This window comes from Mesorhizobium sp. ESP-6-2 (assembly GCF_020164675.1).
Taxonomy (GTDB): domain Bacteria; phylum Pseudomonadota; class Alphaproteobacteria; order Rhizobiales; family Rhizobiaceae; genus Mesorhizobium.
Map to the genome: position 1 here is coordinate 239,692 of NZ_JAIUGT010000007.1, position 20,900 is coordinate 260,591.

Consider the following 20,900-nt stretch of genomic DNA (forward strand, 5'->3'; position numbering starts at 1 on the left):
TCTTGCGGGATTTTGTAATTAAACGACTTTGCTGTCCACGCCATCCCCACAGGGAAATCGGCGCCGCACCGGAGCGGTTCGCTCGGTGCGACAAAGCTTTCCGGGGACGAACGCCAACTTGCCTTGCTGGCGTCGTGGGCAACACTTACATTACGCGCGACATCGACGAGTTTTCCATGCCGCAAACGCCGGCAGCCCTCCGCAGAGGCTTTTCATGACCACCAAGCACGCGCCTGTCCTCATCATCGGTTCCGGCCCGGCCGGTTATACCGCGGCGATCTATGCCGCCCGCGCCATGCTGAAGCCGATGCTGGTCGCCGGCCTGCAGCAGGGAGGCCAGCTTATGATCACCACCGACGTCGAGAACTATCCCGGTTTCGGTGAACCCATCCAGGGCCCGTGGCTGATGAGCGAAATGCTGAGGCAGGCCGAGCATGTCGGCACCGATATCATCGCCGACATCATCACCGAGGTCGATCTCAACGTGCGGCCGTTCCGCGCAACGGGCGATTCCGGCACCATCTACACAGCCGATGCCCTGATCATCGCCACCGGCGCGCAGGCCAAATGGCTTGGCATTCCGACCGAACAGACGTTCATGGGCTTCGGCGTATCGGCCTGCGCCACCTGCGACGGCTTCTTCTACCGCGGCAAGGATGTCGCGGTGGTCGGCGGCGGCAATTCGGCGGTGGAAGAAGCACTCTATCTGTCGAACCTTGCCAAGAGCGTGACGGTCATCCACAGGCGCTCAGACTTCCGCGCCGAGCGCATCCTGCGCGAGCGGCTCTTGAAGAAGGACAATGTCCGCGTCATCTGGGACACGGTTGTCGACGAGATCACCGGCCGTCCGGGCAAGACGCCACTGCCGCCTTCGGTCGAAGGGTTGAAGCTGCGCAACGTGGTGACGGGTGTAGAGACGCAGCTCGAGGTCGACGGCGTGTTCGTCGCGATCGGCCATGCGCCGGCGGTCGAGCTGTTCGTCGGCAAGCTGAAGCAGAAGCCGAACGGCTATCTGTGGACGGCGCCGGATTCGACCCGCACCGACGTGCCGGGCGTGTTCGCCGCCGGCGACGTGACCGACGATATATACCGCCAGGCGGTAACTGCGGCGGGGCTGGGCTGCATGGCGGCGCTCGAGGCGGAGAAGTACCTGGCCGGCATCGAGGTGCATCGCGAGGCGGCCGAATAGCGGTTCGCAAACTGTTGAACGAACGGCTTAGAAACGCCGTGTAAAAGCCTGATTTTTCATTCAGACGCCAAACAGGAACGAGGGGAATCATGGCGTTGGACTGGGACAAGCTACGCGTGTTTCACGCTGCGGCGGAAGCGGGGTCGTTTACGCATGCGGCCGAGACGCTGCACCTGTCGCAATCGGCGATTTCGCGCCAGGTCAGCGCGCTCGAGCATGATGTCGGTGTGCCGCTGTTCAACCGCCACGCCCGCGGCCTGGTGCTGACCGAACAGGGCGAGATGCTGTTCCGCACGGCGCATGACGTGCTGATGAAGCTCGAGACCATCAAGTCGCGGCTCACCGAGACCAAGGACCGCCCCTCCGGCGTGCTCCGGGTCACGACCACGGTCGGGCTCGGCGCCGGCTGGCTGACCGAGCGCGTGCAGGAGTTCATCGAGCTCTATCCTGAAATCAGCCTGCAACTGATCCTCGCCAACGAGGAGCTCGACCTCACCATGCGCCAGGCCGATTGCGCCATCCGGCTGCGCCAGCCGCAGCAGCCGGACCTCATCCAGCGCCGCCTGTTCACGGTGCATTTCCACCTCTATGCGTCGCCAGGCTATATCGCCAAGCATGGCAGGCCGGCTTCGGTGGCCGAGCTCAAGGCGCATCGCATCGTCACTTTCGGCGTGCCGGTGCCCGCGCATCTGTCGGAGCTGAACTGGCTGGAAACGGTCGGCGATTTCGACGGCGGCCAGCGCGTGCCGACGCTGCAGATCAACGACATATTGTCGATCAAGCGCGCGGTGCAGGGCGGCGCCGGCATCGCCATGCTGCCCGACTATGTCATCTCCAAGGATTCCGGCCTGGTGCAGCTCCTGCCGGAAACGGAGGTGCCTTCCTTCGACACCTATTTCGCCTACCCGGACGCGATGAAGAACCAGGCGAAGCTGCACGTGTTTCGCGACTTCATCATCGCCAAGGCGCGGAGCTGGTCATATTGACCGCAGATGGCCCTCATCCCCGCCAGGGCGTCAGGCGGGGCAGCCAGCCGGGCACGTTGCGGCGGTAGGCTTCGTATTCGTCGCCGTAGCGGCGGGCGAGGGTCGGCTCCTCGTAGAGCTTGACGAAGGCGGCCATGGCCGCGGCTGCCATTGCGGCGTAGGCGACAAGCGTCCAGCTTGAAAACAGCAGCGCCTGGCCGAGGATGATCGACAGCACCGCCACATACATCGGATTGCGGACATGGCGGTAGAGCCCGCCGACCACAAGTCTCTCGGTCGGAGCGATCGGGGCAGGCGTGCCGAGGCCTTCAAGCGCAAAGCGGGCGAATGCATGCAGCAGCGCCGCCACGGCGACCGCGATGAGGATCCAGCCGAGCGGGGCGAGACCCGGCAGGCTCGACCATGGCCGGTCCCAGCGACCCGTCAGCAGCCACGGCACAAGGCCGGCGACGACACAGGGTGCCGCGATGAAGAAGGCAGCACTGCCGGCGATCGCCGAAAATGTCCGCATTGCTTGTCTCCCGCCTGAAGCATGTCGCGCCCAAACCGATTCCCGCGAAGCGCTTAGGTCTTTGTTGTTCACGTCGCTGCCGAACCGAGGACACTTTGCGCGACATGCATGAGTTGCCTCGGAAATAAACGCCTGCTGCCTCATTCCACGCCATTGCGCGTTTTTGACATTCCGGGATGAAAACCGAGCGTGATTCGCGATTCCGCCGTGGCAATTGTCTCATCGCGCGTTGCGTTTCGGCGATTCTGCTGGTCCTATCGGCTCCAGGAATGGCTTAGACCACAGCCTGGGTCTTTTTGCATGCGTGTGTTGCAAAATAGATGCTTGTTTCTTGAGCATGATGAGCACATATATAGTTCATCTCCTGGGCGCGTTCTCCTCCCATTAGCGCCCTTGAGTGTTCCCCTCTGGAGGTTAGCCTTAACAGGCACTTCCAATCAAACTCAGCCGGATCTTCATTGATCCGGCTTTTTTGTTGCCCGGACGCTGCCGGAAGGGCGGGAAAATCCACCGAAATAGCCACGTAACAGTGACATGTAACCTCTGGTAACATGTCAAAGGCGCTTGGTATCTGTTAAGCAGATCATAGGACGCGGTGTGGTCGTACGGGAGATGGGGGCATCACTCGGACGGCCCGGGCTCAGGCGGCTACCGCGTCCGAACCTTCTTCCGCCGAAGCGGCGGCTTCAAGATGCGGCGGACCTGCCGTTTTTCCTCCCAAGAAAACGGTCCGCAAACAAAACGGCGTCCGGTCCCCGGGCGTCGTTTTTTTCGCCCCCTCGAAAAAGGTTCGAGAGGGCGTTCACCCGAATCTCTCTGCATGTCGATGTCCCGAAGCCAAGATCACTTTGGACGACATGCATCAGGATCAGGCTGCCTTGCCGTTGGCATTCATCGCTTCGTCGGCGAGCCGGCCGGTGAGTTCGGCCATGTGGTCGAAGACGGCGCGGTAGCTGGCAACGCCTGAGGTGGCCGAGCGCAGCTCAATGATCAGATCGCCGATCTCGGATTGCGGCATGGTCGCCTCGACGACATCCCATCCTGGCCAACCGGGCCGCGCGTCGTAGCCGAGGATCTGGCCGCGCCGTTGCGGGATCAGCGCGATGATCTTCGAGGTCGCATCGGAGGGCGTCACGATCTCGACCTTCATCACTGGCTCCAGGAGCACGGGCGAACAGCCCGCCATGCCTTCCTTCATGGCAAGCTTGGCCGCCATCTGGAAGGCCATGTCGGAGGAATCGACCGCGTGGTAGGAGCCGTCCGACAGGTTGACGGCGACGTCGACGACGGGAAAGCCGAGCGGGCCCGACTTCAGGTAATCGCGTATGCCGCTTTCGACCGACTGGATATAGGTCTTGGGCACCACGCCGCCGGTGATGGTATCGGTGAACTGGAAACCTGCGCCGCGCGGCAGCGGCTTTATCTCGATCACCACATCGCCGAACTGGCCGTGGCCGCCGGACTGCTTCTTGTGGCGGCCGCGCTGCTGCGCCGATTTGCGGATCGTCTCGCGGTAGGGCACCGCCGGCGGATGGCCTTCCACCGGAATCTGGTTCTTGCCCTCGAGCCGTTCGCGTACGACGCGCAGGTGCATTTCTCCATGGCCCGACAGCACGGTCTCGGCCGAGTCCTGGTTATGATGCAGGCTGAGCGAGGGATCTTCTTCGGCCAGCCGTTGGATGGCGGCCGACATCTTCACCTCGTCCTTGCGCTCCTTCGGCCGCAAGGCGAAAGCGAAGACGGGCTGTGGCGGCTCGAACTGGAGCAGCGGCTTCATGCCGCCCTTGGCCGAGGTCAGCGTCTGGCCGGTCTTGACCGCGTCCAGCTTGCCGAGCGCGACCGTGTCGCCGGTCTTCGCCGCAGTGAGCTTCAACTGGTCCTTGCCAAGCATCCTGTAGATGCCGGACACCTTTGCCATGTCGCCGCCGGGCAGCCAGAGCTCGGAGCCATCGGCGACCTGTCCCGAAAGGATGCGCGACACCGACAATTTGCCTCCGTGCGGCGTATGGATGGTCTTCATCACCTGAACCACGGTCGCGTTGCCTTCGGGGGCGCCGAGCCGTTTGCGGGTCGCATCGATGTCAGGCGCATCATGGCGGATCGCCTTCAGGAGACGCAGCACGCCATTGCCTTTCTCTGCGGTGCCGATCAGCACCGGCGTGACGGCGCCGTCACGCAGGTCCGCGGCAAGATCGTCGAAGACCGCGTCCTTGGGCGGCTCGATCTCCTCGAGCAGTTGTTCCATCAGCTGGTCGTCATGGTCGGCCAATCTTTCCAGCATCGAAAAACGGGCTTCCAGCTCGCGCGCCTTTTCGTCGCCAGGTATCTGGGCCACCTCGCTCTCGGCATATTCGCGGTAGATATAGGCGCGTTCCAGCGCCAGATCGATCGAGCCGATGACGACGCCGTCCTTGCGCAGCGGTATCTGGCGCAGAAGCAACGGCACGGCACTTGCCGGCTGCAGCATCTTCAGCGTGTCGCGCACGCCCGCGATCGCCTTGTCGACCTTGTTGAGAAACAGGATGCGCGGCACGCCGAGATCGTCGAGCTTGCGCATGATGAGCTGGAGGGCGGGGATCTTCTTCTCGTCGGCCTCGGCGACGACCACCGCGAGGTCGCAGGCGGCTAGCACCGGTTCGGCCTCGAAGGAAAATTCGATCGATCCGGGACAGTCGACGAAGGTGAACTGCTCGCCCATAAATTCCGTGGTGGCGAAGGTCGCCTCGACGCTCATGGCGTGGGCGCGCGCCTCGGGCGAATGATCTGAAACGGTGTTTCCCGAGGAAACCGGGTTCTGGCGGGGAATGGCGCCTGTGCGGGCCAATATGGCTTCGAGAAGTGTCGTCTTACCGCTTGCGAAGGGACCGACTATGGCAATGCATTTCGGTCCCGTGCGTCGTCCTCCGGCGCGATTACCCATGACTGACCTCCACTCAGGCGTTTCCCTGGGGACCGACTGGCATTCATGGTCCAAGGTCAGTCGGTCCTGAGCGGCGGCCGGCCTGTTCGACCGTCGCGGGCGGGCTTGTCTTCAACCGGCCCAAAGGTATCGTCCCACTTGTTTGCCGGCAGGGCAAGGAAAATAGGTAGCCTCAGGGGCTGAGCGCGGTGCGGTTGCCGCTGCCTTGCAAGCCGAACAGACCGGTTGCGTCGCCGGCCATATCGGCCGAAACTAGCGCTTCGAAAGGAGAGCGGCCGCTGTGGCCCGCTTCGCGAACAACTCCAGGGATCGAACGATGAAGATCATTGCCTGCGGCAGCATACCGACCCTCATCGCGCCGGAAAAGTACTTCACCGGCCGGGTGCTGCAAACGCCGATCATCGAGAAGGAGGCTCCGGCACGGCTGCGGGCGACATTGGTCAGCTTCGAGCCGGGCGCGCGGACCCACTGGCACACGCATCCGCTTGGCCAGACGCTGTACGTCACCTCGGGCGGCGGCCTCGCCCAGACCTGGGGCGGTCTCATCCAGGAGATCAGGGCAGGGGACGTCATCTCGTTCGCGCCAGGCGAAAAGCACTGGCACGGCGCCGGACCGAAAACGGCGATGACGCATATAGCCATGCAGGAAGCGCTCGAGGGCGTGCATGCCGACTGGCTGGAAGCGGTGACGCCGGCCCAATATGGCGGCTGAGTACCGTGTCGAACCGATCTAAAAACCCGGCGTTTGGCCGGGTTTTGTTTTCACGATCAGGTCAGTGATGCCGTAAAGCGCTGGATGCGCGTGCAGGCTTCCTCCAGCAGCGTCTCCGACGTGGCGTAGGAGATGCGGAAGTTCGGACCCAGGCCGAAGGCCGAACCGAATACCACCGCCACGCCCTCGGCCTCGAGCAGCTCCGAGCAGAAGGCCTCGTCGGTGTCGATCACCTTGCCGGCCTTGGTCTTCTTGCCGATCAGCTGGGCGCAGGACGGATAGACATAGAACGCGCCTTCCGGGGAAGGGCAGGAAATGCCGCGCGCCTGGTTGAGCATCGAGACGACGAGGTCGCGGCGCCCCTGGAAGATCGCCTTGTTCTTGGCGATGAAGTCCTGCGGGCCGTTCAGCGCTTCGACCGAAGCCCACTGCGCGATGGTGCAGGCGCCCGACGTTTGCTGGCCCTGGATCATGTCCATCGCCGTGATCAACTGGACGGGACCCGCGGCGTAGCCAATGCGCCAGCCGGTCATGGCATAGGCTTTCGACACGCCGTTCATGGTCAGCGTGCGCTCATAGAGCTTCGGCTCGACCTCGGCGATGGTCTTGAAGACGAAGTCGCCGTAGGTCAGATGCTCGTACATGTCGTCGGTCAGCGTCCAGACATGCGGATGCCTGAGCAGCACGTCGGCGAGCGACCGAAGCTCGGCCTCGGTGTAGGCGGCGCCCGACGGGTTCGACGGCGAGTTCATCAGCAGCCATTTTGTGCGCGGCGTGATCGCCTTTTCCAGCACAGCGGCAGTGAGTTTGAAGCCGTTGTCGATCGAAGTGTCGGCAAACACCGAGGTGCCGCCGCAGATCGCCACCATCTCGGGATAGCTGACCCAATAGGGGCGGGGGATGATGACCTCGTCGCCGGGATTCAGCGTCGCCATGAAGGCGTTGAACAGGATTTGCTTGCCGCCAGTACCGACGATGGTCTGTTCGGGCTTGTAGTCGAGATTGTTCTCGCGCTTGAATTTCTTCGCGATCGCTTCGCGCAGCGGCGCGATGCCTGACACCGGCGGATATTTGGTCTCACCACGGCGGATGGCCTCGATCGCCGCATTCTTGATGTTATCGGGCGTATCGAAATCCGGTTCGCCGGCGCCAAGGCCGATGACGTCGCGGCCGGCATTTTTCAGCTCGCGGGCTTTCTGCGTCACCGCGATGGTGGCGGAAGGCTTCACGCGGGAAAGGGTGTCGGCAAGAAAGGCCATGACCTTTTTCTCTCCAGAAAGGATCGGCGCGGCCAGGAGCGGCCGCGGCGCTTCTCATGTCGCATCATTCCCGTGAGTGCAAGCATTGTCGGCTGGGCCAGTGCCGCAAGGAGGTCAATGAGCCGTGATCGGCAACAGAAAGTTCATTAACGGGCGGTAGAGGCTTGCATGGCAGGATCGCAACCCAATTGCGCCAGTTCGCGGAGCGAGGAACCTTGTCGCGCAGCATCGGGCTTGCCCATATCATCCGTCATGATGACGGCACCTCGTCAGGTGTCTGGGGCATTTATACGCTGCAAAGCGCCTTCCAGCCGATCTTCGCCTTCAGGGAAGGCAAATTGTCGGTTGCCGCGTTCGAGGGCTTGATCCGGCCGTTCCGCGACGGCGAGCCGCAATCGCCGATGAGCTTCTTCAGCACCTGTCCGGCCGCCGACCGGCTCCATGTCGAGGCGCTGACCAGGACGCTGCATCTGCTGAATGCCGGCGCCTGCCTGCCGCAGGAAGCGTCGATCTTCGTCAATTTCGATCCGTCGGTGTTCACCGAGCGCGCCGTTGCCGACAATGCCTTGCGCGAAATGCGCCTGGTGCTGCACGAGGCCGGCATCGATCCGGGCCGTGTCGTGTGCGAGGTGACCGAGCAGCGTCCAGCCTCGCAGGAGACCCTGCACGGTTTCGTCGCGGCGCTGAAGGGCAACGGCTTTCGCATTGCCGTCGATGACTATGGCGCCGACGATTCCGACATCAACCGCATCAAGGAGTTGAAACCCGACATCGTGAAGTTCGATGCCCACTGGATCACGCAGTTGATGGAGTCCGGCGCCGGCTTCGCGCTGCTGACGTCCATGGTGGAAAGCTTTGAGGCACAAGGCATCCGCACCGTGTTCGAGGGCATCGAGGAAGGCTGGCAGCTGGAGCTGGCCGAGAAATCCGGGGCTTCGATGGTCCAGGGTTTCGTGCTGGCGCGGCCGGAGCTGGCGCCGACCAGCTTCCGCGTCTTCGGCAAGGACGGGCCGTCGCCTGCCGCCGACAGTGCATCTTCCGTCCCGGCCGCCGCGCCGCATACCGCGCGGGCGGCGAAAGTCTTTGGGCGCAGGGGCACACCATGAGGCCCGAGCGGCGGCGCGATGTCGGCGATGCGATCTTCATGGACGAGGTCGGTATCGAATATGGCGTTTATGGCGACTTCCGCCTGCGCAGCGCCTACCAGCCGATCTTCGCGCCGCGCGGCCGCTTCCTGCACGCGATCGCGGTCGAGGGCCTGATCGAGCCGCATCGCGCCGGCCGGCCGGGCGCCGCACGAGCGTTCTTCGAAGGCATCGCGGCCGAGGACCGGCTGTTCGTCGAAACCATGTGCCGGGTGCTGCATCTCAGGAATTTCCGCAACATCGGCGTGGATGGGCTCGATCTGTTCTTCAACTACAATCCGTTGGTCAACGACCATCGGGGCCGGGCCTTGGCCGAAATCCGGCTGATGAGCAGGCATCTCGGCGAGCTCGGCCTGGCCCCCGGCATGCTGGTCTGCGAAATCACCGAACAGGCGGCCGACGACACGCTGCTGGCCAGGCTGGTGCGCGAGATGCGCCGCGACGGCATCCGCATCGCCATCGACGATTTCGGCACCGGCCACTCGACCGAGGAGCGGGTCAGCCTGCTCAAGCCCGACATCGTCAAGATCGACGGTGGCTGGTTCGCGCAATTCTGCCGCCATGCCGCCGCTGAGCGGTTCTTCCGCCCGCTGGTCTCCAGCCTGCACGACCGCGGCGCCAGGGTCCTGGTCGAGGGCATCGAACAGCCCACCCATCTGCGCGTCGCGCTCGATGGCGGCGTCGACCTGCTGCAAGGTTTTCTACTCGCCCGGCCGGCGCTGGCCGGGATGATCTTCGACGAGCGACCGCTCGCCATCGATGCGTTGCTGGGCAGGGACAGCAAGGTGGTGCCGCTGTTCGGGTAGCGCCGCGTGCTACACATCAGCGGCGCTGATCGTCGCGCCAAAACTAATCATTGGCGAGGACGGCGCGGCTGCGATAATCGCGTCTGCACATGGCAGCGCTCGGGGGACCCGCGATGATACTTTACAGCATGATCGACAGCGGCAATTGCTACAAGCCGCGCTTGCTGATGGCCAAGCTCGGCCTCCCTTTCACCACTGTCGAGGTGAGTTCGCACACGGGCGATACGCGAAAAGCGGATTTCGTCGCCAAGAATCCGAACGCCATGGTGCCGCTGCTGGAGCTCGACGACGGAAGGCGGATCGCTGAATCCAACGCCATCCTGCTCTACCTCGCCGAGGGCACGCGCTTCCTGCCCGCGGCCAAGTATGAGCGCGGGCTCGCCTATCAATGGCTGTTCTTCGAACAATACAGCCACGAGCCCTATATCGCCGTGCGCAAGGCGCTGCTGACCTTTCCCGAAAGGGCCAAGGACGCGACGCCCGAGCGGCTGGCGATGACACTGGAGCGCGGCAACAAGGCGCTCGGCGTCATGAACAAACATCTGGAAAGCAACGCTTTCTTCGCCGGTGCTTTCAGCGTCGCCGATGTCGCGCTCTATGCCTATACGCATACGGCAGATCAAGGCGGCTTTCAACTCGACGCCTATCCGGCGGTCGTCGCCTGGCTTGGCCGGGTGGAAGCCGATCCTGGGCATGTGCCTATGGAATGGGTGGGGTAATTTTGTCCTGACGCCGTCGCTGCTTCGCGGCCGCTCCAGATGCGCGCCAGCAGCGGTGAGGCCCGCTGCGTCGGTAAGATTTAACTACTTCAAGAGATGGTCGTAATCAGCATGGGTGCCGATCCAGAACCAGATCACATCTTCATTGATGCGTATGGCAACAGCCCGGTAGTTTTCGTCGACTCGCGCCGACCAATAGCGACCGACCTGTTTGAAATGCAGTGAGGGATGAAACGGGTCAGAACGCAGGCTGGCAAAACGTCTGTCTGCCTTTGCTCTGATTGATGATGGCAGTTTTTCATAAGCCTCCCAGAATGATGGAGAGGCGACGTGATTCACAGAGGCCGCGTCCGGCCGGCGCGATGCTCAGCCAGTGCCTGTTCGGCAAGCTTGTCCAACCGGCCAGCCTTCGCGTCGGCCTCGATCTGCCGATCCCACCTGTCTGCCTGAAGCGCCTCGAACCAGGCGGCAAACGCCTTTAATTCCTCGCGGCTCAGCTCGGCAACGGATTTTTCGATTTGCTCAAGCTTAGTCATGGTCGAATAGTACCCCTATAGGGCCAAAAGTACCATGGGTGGTACCAAAAGTCCCGTCTGCAGTGTCTGAAATCCAGGCAAATAAAAAGGCGGGACAAAGCCCGCCTTCCCATTTCGGTAGCCTGATCGGGAGCGTCCGGTCCGGGCTGGCAGCTATCTGCTGATCCGGCTTGTCGGGTCTTTCCGCTCCGGCGCGCTTCTCGCGCGACCGTCAGTACATCCGTGACTTGCCGCACGCCCCGGGCTGTCGCCCGGCGCGCGCCATTTTCAAAATCAGGCTGCCTTGCTCAGAGATCCAGCGGACGACTTGCCAGTGCGGCGGTCCTGCTCGATCTCGAAGTTGATCTTCTGGCCTTCGACCAGGGTCGACAGTCCAGCGCGCTCGACGGCGGAGATGTGGACGAAAACGTCCGCGCCGCCCGCGTCAGGCTGGATGAAGCCGAAGCCCTTGGTGGCGTTGAACCACTTGACCGTTCCAGTTGCCATTAAAATAGTCCTTCACATTTGCTTTGGTTTGACCGAACCGAGGTCCAGCCGGTGTGCATCGAGATTTTGGAGATAGACGTCAGCAAACGCGAAGATCGCGAGGCCCGGATCGATCGGCCGAAATATCAATGGGGCTGATATAGGCTGCTTTCGCACGAAATACAAGACTGCGTGAGAAAGCCGTGATCGGAGGATCGCCCAACGGCCGCCCCAATCCGGTGAAACCGTTGCGTCAGATGGCGCTGTCCGTGGGCCGCGCATCAGGGGAGAGGACCATGAAGACCATTCTGCTGGCGGCATGCCTGACGCTGGTTGCCGCCGAGGCGCAGGCGATCTCGCGCTACGATCCGACGCGGATGGACTGTGGCCGCGTGCAGGCGACGATCGCGCGGCAGGGCGCCGTCATCCTGCGCTATCAGTCCAGGCGGGTGCCGGGGCTGCCGCTCTACGACCGCTACGTGCAGAGCCAGCAATTCTGCACCATGGGGGAGGTGAGGACACGCGCCTATGTGCCGAGCGCCGATACGAAATCCTGCCCGGTCTACAATTGCAAGCGACCGGACAACGACCAGCGTTTCCGCCGGCGGTTTTTTCACAACGACTAGGTAATCGCTCGGCGCGGCGGCTATCGTTTCAAAATCCGAATGAGACCTGCGCGGGCGGCGGCGGGCCGACGCGCACGCCTTCCATGGCCAGCATCTTTTCCTTGGTGGTCGAACCGCCGGGCGCCGAAAAGCCGCCGATCTTGCCGCCGGCCGCGAGGATACGGTGGCACGGAATGACCAGCGGCACCGGATTGGCGCCAAGCGCGGCACCGGTTTCGCGCGGCAGGCCGGCATGGCCGGCGCGCTTGGCCAGTTCGCCATAGGTGGTGGTTTCGCCATAAGCGAGCTTTCGCGCCGCGCCATAGATGGCGAGGCGGAAATCGTCGATACCGTCGAGATCGACCGGCACGGAGGAGAAATCGACATCCTCGCCGGCCGCATAGGCCTTGATCGAGGCGATCAGCTCGACCACCCACGGCGGCTGCACGGTAGAGGCCGAAACGCCGGCATGGCGCATCAGCCGCCGCTCCACCGCCTCGCGGCTGCGTTCGGGCAGGCAGAGCCGGATCAGGCCCTTTTCGCTCCAGGCAATGCCCATGAAGCCGATCACTGTTTCTAACACTGCGTGGCCGGCTGTGATCTGCGACGGCGTTTGCATGGCGTGCTCCTTTCGCAAAATGGCCAGAAACCGGCATTCATGCCGGTACATATCAGGAACAATATGGCATTTCGGCCCGAGTCTCGCCACCCGAAAACCACCTGAGCGCCCCGATTGCTCGCCAGGAATCGCTGGTGTAAGGGATTTCTTAACATCCGACGAACCGGACCCGAACGCGGCTTGCCAGCAAAACAAATCCTTATCCTGCTCGGCGTGATCGCGGCCATGGCCGGCGTCAGCGGTTGCACGTCGACCTCGCAGATGAAATCCGCGTCTTCCCTCACCGAAACGGCGACTGTCGCCGGCACCGATGCCGGCTTCACCATACCGTTGCCGGAGACGGTTTCGGTGCTTCCGGAATCGTCGGGGATTACGCCCGTTCAAACCGCTGAGTTGCCCGCCGGCCCGGCCACGCAGGCGGCCGCGGCAACCGCGGCCTTTGCCGGAGCGACCCCAACCGCGCCGGCCGTGCCGGCGGTGATGACCGCCAATGCCTGGCAGGCGCCGCCGCCGGCTGGCGCCGGCGCACCAATCAAGGCGGCAGCCGCCTACGCCACCGCCGGGCTCATCGTGCCGGCGATCGCCAAGAACGATCAGAAAGCCATGCCCGGCGTGCAGCAGGCCGCCTACGTTGTGCCGCAAAATCCGGCTGCCCTCGTCCAGTTCCCTGCCGCTCCCGTGCAGGAAGAGCATGCGACCGGCGTGCGCGGCGATATCGACCGGCTGATCGTAAAATACGCCGCGCTTTATCAGGTGCCGGTCGACCTGGTGCGCCACGTCGTCAACCGCGAAAGCACCTTCAATCCCAAGGCCTACAACAACGGCCATTGGGGGCTGATGCAGATCAAGCACGCGACGGCGCGCGGCATGGGCTATGACGGACCGGCCAGGGGCCTGTTCGATGCCGAAACCAACCTGAAATACGCCGTCAAATACCTGCGTGGCGCCTGGTTGGTGTCGAACGGCAACGCCAAGCGCGCCGACTGGCTCTACCAGACCGGCTACTATTTCGACGCCAAGCGCAAAGGCCTGCTCGAGGCGACCGGCCTCGGCGTCGACCGCAAGCGGCGGCGCCTGCTGCCCGACGCCTGAGCGAAATGCCCGAACCGCGCCCGCCGGCTCCCAACGACATCCGGCTGCGCAAGATCCTCGACGAGACGCTGGTTCCCGCGCACTGGCCGGATGGCTTCGTCATGCGCAGCCTCGGGCACGGCGACGCGCCGGCCTTGCATGCGCTTTTGACCGAAGTGTTCGAGGACGGCGCCGACGGCCCGTTCGACGAATGGTGGTCGCGCGTCTCAGGCGACCCCGAATTCGACCCGGCGCTCTGTTTCCTCGTCATCGACGCCAAGGGCCTGCTGGCGGCGGCGGCGCTGTGCTGGACGAGCGCCTTCGTCAGGGATCTCGCCGTGCATCCGCAGGCGCGCGGCAGGGGCATCGGCGAGGCGCTGATGTGGCACGCCTTCGCCGTCTTTCGCGAACGCGGCGCCCCGCATGTCGACCTCAAGACCAACACGGTGGAAAATGCCGCCGCCGTCAGGCTCTATCAACGGCTTGGGATGAGCCCTGTCGCCTGGGAAGGCTGAGGCCGCCGCGGCCTTGTCCACCGCCGCTCGCCGGCATGGCTCGGGAACCCAGAGCGCCGCTCCGCATTCAATGAGTGGTGGAGGGGTCCGGCCAGCTTCCGGCGCCTGGAAGGCTTGCGTCGCGGTTCCAAAAGGAGACCCTCCGCCGCCATGAGGCTCTTGCACGCATTTGCCGCGGTGGCCGCTGTCGCGATGATTGCGGCCGCCCCTGCGCGGGCCGTCGAGCTGTCGATCGTGTCGGGCGACACAGGCATCGGCATCAAGGTGCTGCGTGAAATCCTCGACCGCTATGAGAAGGACAGCGGCAACAAGGTCAGCATCGTCGTCATGCCGGCATCCGGGACCGACCAGTTCGGCCAGTACCGGCTGTGGCTTGCCGCCGGCAACAGCGATATCGATGTCTACCAGACCGATGTGATCTGGGCGCCGCAGCTCGCCAGCCAACTCGTCGACCTGACCGCGGCGACCAAGGATGTCGTCGGCGCCCATTTCCCTTCGATCATCCAGTCGCAGACCGTCAACGGCAGGCTGGTGGCGCTGCCGATCTTCACCGATGCGCCGGCGCTCTACTACCGCAAGGACCTGCTCGACAAATACGGAGCCAAGGTGCCTGCTACCTGGAAGGAGCTGACCGAGACCGCCAGGCTGGTCATGGACAAGGAGCGGGCGACCGGCAACAAGGACATCTGGGGCTTCGTCTTCCAGGGCAATGCCTATGAGGGGCTGACCTGCGACGCGCTCGAATGGGTAATGTCGAACGGCGGCGGCCAGATCATCGAGCCGGACGGCACCATCTCGATCAACAATCCAAAAGCGGCCGCCGCGCTCGACATGGCCAAAAGCTGGGTCGGGACCATCGCGCCGCCCGGCGTGCTGGCCTATCAGGAAGAGGAATCGCGCGGCGTGTGGCAGACCGGCAATGCCGTCTTCATGCGCAACTGGCCCTACGCCTATGCCCTCGGCAACTCCGAAGGCTCGCCGATCAAGGGCAAGTTCGATGTCGCGCCGCTGCCGGCCGGCACCGGCGAAGGCGCGCGGCCGGCGGCGGTGCTGGGCGGCTGGAATCTCGCCGTGTCCAAATATTCCAGGCACCCGGACGCGGCGATCGGGCTCGTCAAATTCATCGCCTCGCCCGCGATGCAGAAATACCGCGCGCTGAGGAACTCCAGCCTGCCGACCATCCAGGCGCTCTATGACGATGCCGACATCGCCAGGCAACAGCCGATCGTTCCGCGCTGGAAGCAGATATTCCTCAATGCGGTGCCGCGTCCCTCGGCCGCGGCCAAGATCAAATACAACGAGGCGTCGAGCCAGTTCTGGAACGCCGTCCACAAGACGCTGTCGGGCGATGGCGCCGCCGGCGACAATCTGGCCGACCTCGAAGCCATGCTGACAAGGCTGAAGGGTCGTGGCTGGTGACGCCACAACGCGCCTCCATATCCCGCCCGGCGCGAGGCATGACAGAAGCGCAGCCGATGCGTGAAACCGCCGCGACCCGCCGCCCGCGCTCGCGGCTGATGCGCCGGCGCGTGCGTTCGGCCTGGCTGTTCCTGGCGCCGATGCTCCTGGTGCTCGCCGCCGCTGCCGGCTGGCCGCTCGCCCGCACCATCTATTTCAGCTTCACCGACGCTTCGCTGGCCGACCTCGACGCCCGCCAGTGGGCAGGTTTCGCCAATTACTTCTCGGTGCTGCGCATGCCGAGCGGCCGGGTGCTCTATGATGGCGTGCTGGCCGACCCGGTCTGGTGGAGCGCCGTCTGGAACACGGTGCGCTTCGCGGTGATTTCGGTCACCTGCGAGACGATCCTCGGCATGATCGTTGCGCTGGTGCTCAATGCCGAATTCCCCGGCCGCGGCATCGTCAGGGCGGCGATCCTCATCCCCTGGGCGATCCCGACCATCGTCTCGGCCAAGATGTGGCAGTGGATGCTCAACGACCAGTTCGGCATCATCAATGTGGTGCTGCTCAATCTCGGCCTGATCGACAACAAGATCGCCTGGACCGCCAACGCCGACAAGGCGATGGCGGCGGTGCTGGTCGTCGACATCTGGAAGACGACACCGTTCATGGCGCTGCTCATCCTTGCCGCGCTGCAGATGCTGCCGCGCGAGATCATCGAGGTCGCCAGGCTCGACGGCGCCAATCCGTGGCAGATATTCTGGCGGGTGACCTTGCCGCTGATCCGCCCGGCGGTGATGGTGGCGGTGATCTTCCGCGCGCTCGATGCGCTGCGCATCTTCGACCTGATCTATGTGCTGACGCCCAACAACGTGCACACCAAGTCGATGTCTGTGTTCGCGCGCGAGAACCTGTTCGAGTTCGACAAATTCGCCTACGGCTCGGCCGCTTCGACGCTGCTGTTCCTCATTCTTGCGCTCCTCACCATGGCCTATATCCGGATCGGCCGGGTCAGCCTGGACGGAGGCCGCTGAGATGTGGATCCTGAAGCGGGCGGGCTTCTACCTGCTGGTCGCGGTCATCGTGCTCGTCGCCGTATTCCCGTTCTACTACGCCATCGTCACCAGCCTGAAATCGGGGACCGAGCTCTTCCAGGCCGATCTGTGGCCGAGGACGTTCAGCCTCGGCAACTACCGCAACGTGCTGACCGAAGGCGCCTTCGCGCGCAACCTCATGAACTCACTGATGGTTTCGGGCGCGGTCGTCGCGCTTTCCCTGTTCCTCGGCGTCACGGCGGCCTACGCGCTGGCGCGCATCCGCTTCCGTGGCCGCTCGGCGCTGCTCTTCGCCATCCTGTCGGTGTCGATGTTCCCGCAGGTGGCGGTGCTGGCCGGGCTGTTCGAACTGGTGCGGATGTTCGGCCTCTACAATTCGCTTGTCGCGCTGATCTTCTCCTACATGATCTTTACCTTGCCATTCACCGTCTGGGTGTTGACCGCCTTCGTGCGCGACCTGCCGGTCGAGGTCGAGGAGGCGGCGATCCTCGACGGCGCGACGCCGTGGATCATCATCACGCGCATCTTCCTGCCGCTGATGTGGCCGGCGCTGGCGACCACCGGGCTGCTCGCCTTCATCGGCGCGTGGAACGAGTTCCTGTTTGCCCTGACATTCACCTCCAACAACGCCCAGCGGACCGTGCCAGTGGCGATCGCGCTGCTTTCGGGCAATTCGCAGTTCGAGATCCCGTGGGGCAACATCATGGCCGCATCGGTGATCGTCACCGTGCCGCTGGTGGTGCTGGTGCTGATCTTCCAGCGCAAGATCGTTTCGGGCCTCACCGCCGGCGGCGTGAAAGGGTGAGGAGAAAATGTCGGAACCGGTCGCACCGGCGCGTCCTTAGGTCTTAGAGCAACCGCGCCGGGGCGCCGGCGCTGTGACCCAAGGAGCCGATCATGATCACTTTTCCCAACGAATCCGCCAAATACCGCGCTGCCCGCGAAAAGCTGCTGAAGAAGGAAATCGCACTGCGCCGCGCCATGGAGGACGTGGCCGAGGCGCGGCGCGCGCTGCCGCCGGGCGGACTGGTCAGCCAGGACTATGTGTTTGACGGTCTCGATGCCGAGGGCAGGCAGGCTGAGATAAAGCTGTCGGAACTTTTCGCGCCCGGCAAGGACACGCTGATCCTCTACCAGATGATGTTCCCGCGCCATCCGCAGGAGACGCGCGACGTGGCAACAACGGGCGGCACGGCGAAGCTGGCGCGGCCGGACCAGCCGTGCCCATCCTGCACGGCGCTGCTCGACCAGTTCGATGGCGCGGTCGGCCATCTCCAGGCGGCCGGCTTCAACTTCGCCGTGGTGGCGAAAACCGCGCTCGAAAACCTGGTCACGCTCGGCCGCGACCGTGGCTGGAAGAACATGCGGCTGGTGTCGTCGGCCTCCAACAGTTTCAAGCGCGACTACAATGCCGAGGAGGCGGACGGTGCGCAGATCCCGCTTTTGTCGGTATTTCATCGCGACGCTGACGGCATCAGGCATTTCTGGTCGTCCGAACTGGGCTTCGCCCCGCCGGAGCCCGGCCAGGACCCGCGCGCCATCGGCACCTGCGAGATCCTGTGGAACCTGATGGATTTCACGCCGGAAGGAAGGCCGAACTGGCACGAGCAGCTGCAATATGGCGAGGCGTGCTGCCATTGACGGCAAGGCGCCCGGCGCAACTTCCGCTCCTCTGCGGCGTTGGAATCCCGAGGGAATCATTCCGATCGGAGATTGCAGATGAAAACGCTTCTGACCATGACCGCCGCGGCCTTGCTCGCCGCCGCGCCTGCAGCGCTTGCCCAGTCCACCGCCCAAACGACGCCGTTGGCGGCCGAGAGCAAGGTCGACACGCAGACCTTCATCAAGACGGTGCCCGGCGCCAACGAGTTCGAGATCCAGTCGAGCAAGCTCGCCGAGCAGAAATCGGCATCGGCCGACGTCAAGGCCTTCGCCAAACAGATGATTGAGGACCACACCAAGGCCGGCGAGGACTTCAAGGCGGCGCTCGCGCAGGGCCAGACCACCGCCTCGACCAAGCCGGCCGGCCCGGCGCTTCAGCCGAAAGAACAGGGCCAGCTCGACGAGCTCAAGGCCGCCAGCGGCAAGGACTTCGACACTAAATACATTATGATGCAGGCGGACGCGCACAAGCAGGCGGTGGCCCTGTTCAGCACCTACGCCCAATCGGGCGACGATCCGGCGATGAAGGAATTCGCCAAGAAGACGCTGCCGACGCTGAAGATGCATGAAAAGCACGTGAAGGAGCTGGGCGCCGCGCATCAGGGGTAAGGCGTTTCGACGGGAGCTGAACGGCAGGCGATAGCGCTCTACGGCGCCCCCTCTGCCGGACATCTCCCCCACAAGGGGGAGATTGGCAGTGCTTTCGGCCTTCGCCAATCTCCAACGTAGCTAGAAGAGAGCCGACGCCGAAGCCGCCAATCTCCCCCCAAGTGGGGGAGATGTCCGCCGTAGGGCGCCACGGCCGGATGTTTCACCGCTACGCGGCTGATGAGAGGGCGGTGTAGCTCTTCCCTTCTCCCACGAGGGGAGAAGGAAGAACCGCTCTGGCATTCAACCAGCAGCGCGATAAGCTCCCTTCAACCAAAGGGAGGATCACCATGAAAAAGGAAGTCATCGAAGTGCCGGTCATGTCGGACAAGGTGCGGGCGCTTGGCCTGCCCTGTTCGACGGCGGTGAAGGCCAACGGCTTCGTGTTCATCTCGGCGACGCCGCCGGTGGACATGGTGACCGGCGAGATGGTGCGCGGCGACATCGAAACCCAGACCGAGGCGTCGCTGAAGGCGCTGAAACACTGCCTGGAAGCGGCCGGCACCTCGCTGGAAAACGTGGTGATGGTGCGCATCTACGCTGTCAATTCCGGCTTCTACCATGCGATTAACCGGGTCTATGCCCGGTATTTCAGCGAGAACCCGCCGGCGCGAAGTTTCGTGCCGGTGGCTTCGTGGCCGATGGAGTTTGACATTGAGATTGAGTGTGTGGCGGTGGGGTGAGGCCATTGGCATCGCCATTCGTGCCGGCGAAGGAGTTTGACCTGTCCTGCTGTCAAATCTTCTCTAATTCACCCAGCAGCTTCTTGGCCTTTTGTACCCTCTCTTGCGTTGATTTATCCTCTTTTCTTTTGATGGTCTCTTTCCATGGGTCGATTTCAAATCCATTTTTAGACAGGAAATCTGCAGTTGCAGCCAATTCTATCGAAATAGAATCGTATCTTGAAAGCGTCTCCAAGATAGATATTCTCTTTTTATCATAATTCTCTTCTTTTAGTTTTGAATTAGAGGTAAATACGGCGTACTTTGTGCCATCTTTAGTTGTTTTCCACTCTAGGTTTAGATAGCCAAGAGCTTTGGCGTCGTCAACTCCTATAGAAATTTCGTCGCTATAGGGACCATAGTAATAATATTCAAAAATGAAATCATTTCCTACTCCAAGTTCTTCCAGAAAGTAGGCCGACTTTTGCAGTCTTGTTTTTCCAACGATTGAACCACCGTTCAATGCTACAATCTTCGCGACATAAGAAGCGATGTCACTCATCTTTCCGTCCTCCGTATAAGTCCTTCTATTTTTGCCTTTGCTTTTTCATCCCGCACATACACGCGATAGATTGATTTCTCTTGGAGCGCCTTCACGACATCTGAGCGGTCACTAAGGTCATCTGGTCTCGATCCGTCTGCGCGCATGATATGAATTTTAGAAAGCGCATCGGGAGAGCCATAACCTCGCCGTTTGTAGGGATTTCTTGAGGGTTGATCTTCGAAAATTTCAACCTCGTCGAAATCGCCATTTTCTTTTGCCTGGGTCAGTTGAGCGCGAAAGTGAGCAACCGCATTAGCGTCACCACGACCTTCAAAATGGTCAGAAATGTCGAGAGCCTTGTACAATTTCCTGGAGAGCAATCGCTGGGAGAGCTCGCCCAAAATGGCATCCTTGGACTCTGCCATGACGGAAAGGCTGCCCCACACGACGAAGTCGTCGGCCTTCAGGTATGAACTAAGGTCGCGATTCTGAACGAACGTCAGTATCGGATTTCCTTCACTCAACGCAGTCAACGGGGCGTTTCCTTCAGCGCACAGCGTCCCAACCCTACGTAGAACAGCCGACAGAATTTTCTCGGCTGAGCGAGTCGCTTTGTGGAAATATACAGCAAAATAGAGATGGAACAAACCAAGAACATACGATTCTGCAGCTTGGAATGCCTTGTGGCCCAAAACCAGGCTGTCGATGGTGGAATATGTCTCATCGTCGATGGCGAGCGGAATCGATCCAACCTCTAGGTTGGCCAATATCCACGAATAGTCGAAGCCGCCATGCTTGGCGCCCGTCATCAGTCGGTCACGGCGGACGTAGTCCAGCCTGTCAGCATCAAACTGACTTGAAACCACTGCGGCG

General features: G+C 62.6%; 24 protein-coding genes. 15 read left to right on the plus strand and 9 right to left on the minus strand.

Annotated elements, in window-relative coordinates; translation table 11 throughout:
- Positions 1–214 precede the first annotated feature (214 nt).
- A complete protein-coding gene (gene trxB, locus LB532_RS19925) occupies positions 215–1,189 on the plus strand; it encodes a thioredoxin-disulfide reductase (RefSeq protein ID WP_140639670.1) in 975 nt (324 codons plus the stop codon).
- 89 nt (positions 1,190–1,278) lie between these two features.
- On the plus strand, positions 1,279–2,175 hold the full coding sequence (locus LB532_RS19930; RefSeq protein ID WP_140639669.1) for a LysR family transcriptional regulator: 897 nt from the start codon (positions 1,279–1,281) through the stop codon (positions 2,173–2,175).
- Between the two features lie 13 nt (positions 2,176–2,188).
- On the opposite strand, the gene LB532_RS19935 is transcribed toward LB532_RS19930, so the two are convergent.
- Both LB532_RS19935 and LB532_RS19940 read right to left on the minus strand, forming a co-directional pair.
- A complete protein-coding gene (locus tag LB532_RS19935; protein ID WP_140639668.1) occupies positions 2,189–2,686 on the minus strand; it encodes a methyltransferase family protein in 498 nt (165 codons plus the stop codon).
- Positions 2,687–3,554: 868 nt separating this feature from the next.
- A complete protein-coding gene (locus tag LB532_RS19940; protein ID WP_140639667.1) occupies positions 3,555–5,606 on the minus strand; it encodes an elongation factor G in 2,052 nt (683 codons plus the stop codon).
- A 316-nt stretch (positions 5,607–5,922) separates the two neighbouring features.
- Here LB532_RS19940 and LB532_RS19945 point away from each other — a divergent pair, with 316 nt between their 5' ends.
- The gene (locus tag LB532_RS19945) at positions 5,923–6,318 is read left to right on the plus strand and encodes a cupin domain-containing protein (RefSeq protein WP_140639666.1); all 396 of its coding nucleotides are present in this window, start codon (positions 5,923–5,925) and stop codon (positions 6,316–6,318) included.
- A 56-nt stretch (positions 6,319–6,374) separates the two neighbouring features.
- Here the strand turns inward: LB532_RS19945 and LB532_RS19950 are convergent, their stop codons facing one another.
- Entirely contained in the window at positions 6,375–7,577 is a 1,203-nt protein-coding gene (locus LB532_RS19950; RefSeq protein ID WP_140639665.1) for a pyridoxal phosphate-dependent aminotransferase, read from the minus strand.
- Positions 7,578–7,792: 215 nt separating this feature from the next.
- Here LB532_RS19950 and LB532_RS19955 point away from each other — a divergent pair, with 215 nt between their 5' ends.
- The 3 genes from LB532_RS19955 (at position 7,793) to LB532_RS19965 (ending at position 10,247) form a co-directional block, all read left to right on the plus strand.
- Positions 7,793–8,683, plus strand: coding sequence for an EAL domain-containing protein (locus LB532_RS19955; RefSeq protein WP_140639664.1), 891 nt, complete (start codon positions 7,793–7,795; stop codon positions 8,681–8,683).
- Positions 8,680–9,528 (plus strand): EAL domain-containing protein, encoded by an 849-nt coding sequence (locus LB532_RS19960; protein ID WP_140639663.1) that lies wholly within the window; start codon positions 8,680–8,682, stop codon positions 9,526–9,528. Before LB532_RS19955 ends, LB532_RS19960 begins: the two co-directional genes overlap by 4 nt.
- Positions 9,529–9,641: 113 nt before the next feature.
- Positions 9,642–10,247 (plus strand): glutathione S-transferase family protein, encoded by a 606-nt coding sequence (locus LB532_RS19965; RefSeq protein WP_140639662.1) that lies wholly within the window; start codon positions 9,642–9,644, stop codon positions 10,245–10,247.
- Between the two features lie 84 nt (positions 10,248–10,331).
- Here the strand turns inward: LB532_RS19965 and LB532_RS19970 are convergent, their stop codons facing one another.
- From LB532_RS19970 to LB532_RS19980, 3 genes are all read right to left on the minus strand, one after another.
- On the minus strand, positions 10,332–10,586 hold the full coding sequence (locus LB532_RS19970) for a type II toxin-antitoxin system RelE family toxin (RefSeq protein ID WP_140639661.1): 255 nt from the start codon (positions 10,584–10,586) through the stop codon (positions 10,332–10,334).
- Positions 10,583–10,783, minus strand: coding sequence for a hypothetical protein (locus LB532_RS19975; RefSeq protein ID WP_140639660.1), 201 nt, complete (start codon positions 10,781–10,783; stop codon positions 10,583–10,585). Before LB532_RS19975 ends, LB532_RS19970 begins: the two co-directional genes overlap by 4 nt.
- Positions 10,784–11,056: 273 nt before the next feature.
- On the minus strand, positions 11,057–11,269 hold the full coding sequence (locus tag LB532_RS19980) for a cold-shock protein (protein WP_010910991.1): 213 nt from the start codon (positions 11,267–11,269) through the stop codon (positions 11,057–11,059).
- 275 nt (positions 11,270–11,544) lie between these two features.
- Between LB532_RS19980 and LB532_RS19985 the strand changes: the two genes are divergently transcribed.
- The gene (locus LB532_RS19985) at positions 11,545–11,874 is read left to right on the plus strand and encodes a hypothetical protein (RefSeq protein WP_140639659.1); all 330 of its coding nucleotides are present in this window, start codon (positions 11,545–11,547) and stop codon (positions 11,872–11,874) included.
- A 28-nt stretch (positions 11,875–11,902) separates the two neighbouring features.
- Here LB532_RS19985 and LB532_RS19990 read toward each other — a convergent pair whose 3' ends face one another.
- Positions 11,903–12,472: a methylated-DNA--[protein]-cysteine S-methyltransferase gene (locus LB532_RS19990; RefSeq protein WP_140639658.1), complete on the minus strand. Its 570-nt coding sequence runs from the start codon at positions 12,470–12,472 to the stop codon at positions 11,903–11,905.
- A 180-nt stretch (positions 12,473–12,652) separates the two neighbouring features.
- On the opposite strand from LB532_RS19990, the gene LB532_RS19995 reads away from it, so the two are divergent.
- The 8 genes from LB532_RS19995 (at position 12,653) to LB532_RS20030 (ending at position 19,504) form a co-directional block, all read left to right on the plus strand.
- On the plus strand, positions 12,653–13,564 hold the full coding sequence (locus LB532_RS19995; RefSeq protein ID WP_140639657.1) for a lytic transglycosylase domain-containing protein: 912 nt from the start codon (positions 12,653–12,655) through the stop codon (positions 13,562–13,564).
- 5 nt (positions 13,565–13,569) lie between these two features.
- Positions 13,570–14,058 (plus strand): GNAT family N-acetyltransferase, encoded by a 489-nt coding sequence (locus tag LB532_RS20000; protein ID WP_140639656.1) that lies wholly within the window; start codon positions 13,570–13,572, stop codon positions 14,056–14,058.
- A 150-nt stretch (positions 14,059–14,208) separates the two neighbouring features.
- Complete coding sequence (locus LB532_RS20005) at positions 14,209–15,477, plus strand: ABC transporter substrate-binding protein (RefSeq protein WP_140639655.1); 1,269 nt, start codon at positions 14,209–14,211, stop codon at positions 15,475–15,477.
- A 38-nt stretch (positions 15,478–15,515) separates the two neighbouring features.
- Positions 15,516–16,490 (plus strand): carbohydrate ABC transporter permease, encoded by a 975-nt coding sequence (locus LB532_RS20010; RefSeq protein ID WP_140639654.1) that lies wholly within the window; start codon positions 15,516–15,518, stop codon positions 16,488–16,490.
- Between the two features lies 1 nt (position 16,491).
- The gene (locus tag LB532_RS20015; RefSeq protein WP_140639653.1) at positions 16,492–17,316 is read left to right on the plus strand and encodes a carbohydrate ABC transporter permease; all 825 of its coding nucleotides are present in this window, start codon (positions 16,492–16,494) and stop codon (positions 17,314–17,316) included.
- 92 nt (positions 17,317–17,408) lie between these two features.
- Entirely contained in the window at positions 17,409–18,152 is a 744-nt protein-coding gene (locus tag LB532_RS20020) for a DUF899 family protein (protein ID WP_140639652.1), read from the plus strand.
- A gap of 78 nt (positions 18,153–18,230) precedes the next feature.
- Positions 18,231–18,782: a DUF4142 domain-containing protein gene (locus LB532_RS20025; protein ID WP_140639651.1), complete on the plus strand. Its 552-nt coding sequence runs from the start codon at positions 18,231–18,233 to the stop codon at positions 18,780–18,782.
- 329 nt (positions 18,783–19,111) lie between these two features.
- Positions 19,112–19,504, plus strand: a complete 393-nt coding sequence (locus LB532_RS20030; RefSeq protein WP_140639650.1) for a Rid family hydrolase — start codon at positions 19,112–19,114, stop codon at positions 19,502–19,504.
- 52 nt (positions 19,505–19,556) lie between these two features.
- On the opposite strand, the gene LB532_RS20035 is transcribed toward LB532_RS20030, so the two are convergent.
- Positions 19,557–20,045, minus strand: coding sequence for a hypothetical protein (locus tag LB532_RS20035; protein WP_140639649.1), 489 nt, complete (start codon positions 20,043–20,045; stop codon positions 19,557–19,559).
- A complete protein-coding gene (locus tag LB532_RS20040) occupies positions 20,042–20,836 on the minus strand; it encodes a hypothetical protein (protein ID WP_140639648.1) in 795 nt (264 codons plus the stop codon). Before LB532_RS20040 ends, LB532_RS20035 begins: the two co-directional genes overlap by 4 nt.
- Positions 20,837–20,900: the final 64 nt, after the last annotated feature.

Coding starts and splice junctions, on each gene's coding strand:
- LB532_RS20025 (WP_140639651.1), top strand. CDS start 18,231: ATGAAAACGCTTCTGACCATGACCGCCGCGGCCTTGCTCGCCGCCGCG.
- LB532_RS20000 (WP_140639656.1), top strand. CDS start 13,570: ATGCCCGAACCGCGCCCGCCGGCTCCCAACGACATCCGGCTGCGCAAG.
- LB532_RS19975 (WP_140639660.1), bottom strand. CDS start 10,783: ATGACTAAGCTTGAGCAAATCGAAAAATCCGTTGCCGAGCTGAGCCGC.
- LB532_RS20005 (WP_140639655.1), top strand. CDS start 14,209: ATGAGGCTCTTGCACGCATTTGCCGCGGTGGCCGCTGTCGCGATGATT.
- LB532_RS19950 (WP_140639665.1), bottom strand. CDS start 7,577: ATGGCCTTTCTTGCCGACACCCTTTCCCGCGTGAAGCCTTCCGCCACC.
- LB532_RS20010 (WP_140639654.1), top strand. CDS start 15,516: ATGACAGAAGCGCAGCCGATGCGTGAAACCGCCGCGACCCGCCGCCCG.
- LB532_RS19945 (WP_140639666.1), top strand. CDS start 5,923: ATGAAGATCATTGCCTGCGGCAGCATACCGACCCTCATCGCGCCGGAA.
- LB532_RS19980 (WP_010910991.1), bottom strand. CDS start 11,269: ATGGCAACTGGAACGGTCAAGTGGTTCAACGCCACCAAGGGCTTCGGC.
- LB532_RS19990 (WP_140639658.1), bottom strand. CDS start 12,472: ATGCAAACGCCGTCGCAGATCACAGCCGGCCACGCAGTGTTAGAAACA.
- LB532_RS19960 (WP_140639663.1), top strand. CDS start 8,680: ATGAGGCCCGAGCGGCGGCGCGATGTCGGCGATGCGATCTTCATGGAC.
- LB532_RS19940 (WP_140639667.1), bottom strand. CDS start 5,606: ATGGGTAATCGCGCCGGAGGACGACGCACGGGACCGAAATGCATTGCC.
- trxB (WP_140639670.1), top strand. CDS start 215: ATGACCACCAAGCACGCGCCTGTCCTCATCATCGGTTCCGGCCCGGCC.
- LB532_RS19985 (WP_140639659.1), top strand. CDS start 11,545: ATGAAGACCATTCTGCTGGCGGCATGCCTGACGCTGGTTGCCGCCGAG.
- LB532_RS20020 (WP_140639652.1), top strand. CDS start 17,409: ATGATCACTTTTCCCAACGAATCCGCCAAATACCGCGCTGCCCGCGAA.
- LB532_RS20040 (WP_140639648.1), bottom strand. CDS start 20,836: ATGACGGGCGCCAAGCATGGCGGCTTCGACTATTCGTGGATATTGGCC.
- LB532_RS19935 (WP_140639668.1), bottom strand. CDS start 2,686: ATGCGGACATTTTCGGCGATCGCCGGCAGTGCTGCCTTCTTCATCGCG.
- LB532_RS20015 (WP_140639653.1), top strand. CDS start 16,492: ATGTGGATCCTGAAGCGGGCGGGCTTCTACCTGCTGGTCGCGGTCATC.
- LB532_RS20030 (WP_140639650.1), top strand. CDS start 19,112: ATGAAAAAGGAAGTCATCGAAGTGCCGGTCATGTCGGACAAGGTGCGG.
- LB532_RS20035 (WP_140639649.1), bottom strand. CDS start 20,045: ATGAGTGACATCGCTTCTTATGTCGCGAAGATTGTAGCATTGAACGGT.
- LB532_RS19930 (WP_140639669.1), top strand. CDS start 1,279: ATGGCGTTGGACTGGGACAAGCTACGCGTGTTTCACGCTGCGGCGGAA.
- LB532_RS19965 (WP_140639662.1), top strand. CDS start 9,642: ATGATACTTTACAGCATGATCGACAGCGGCAATTGCTACAAGCCGCGC.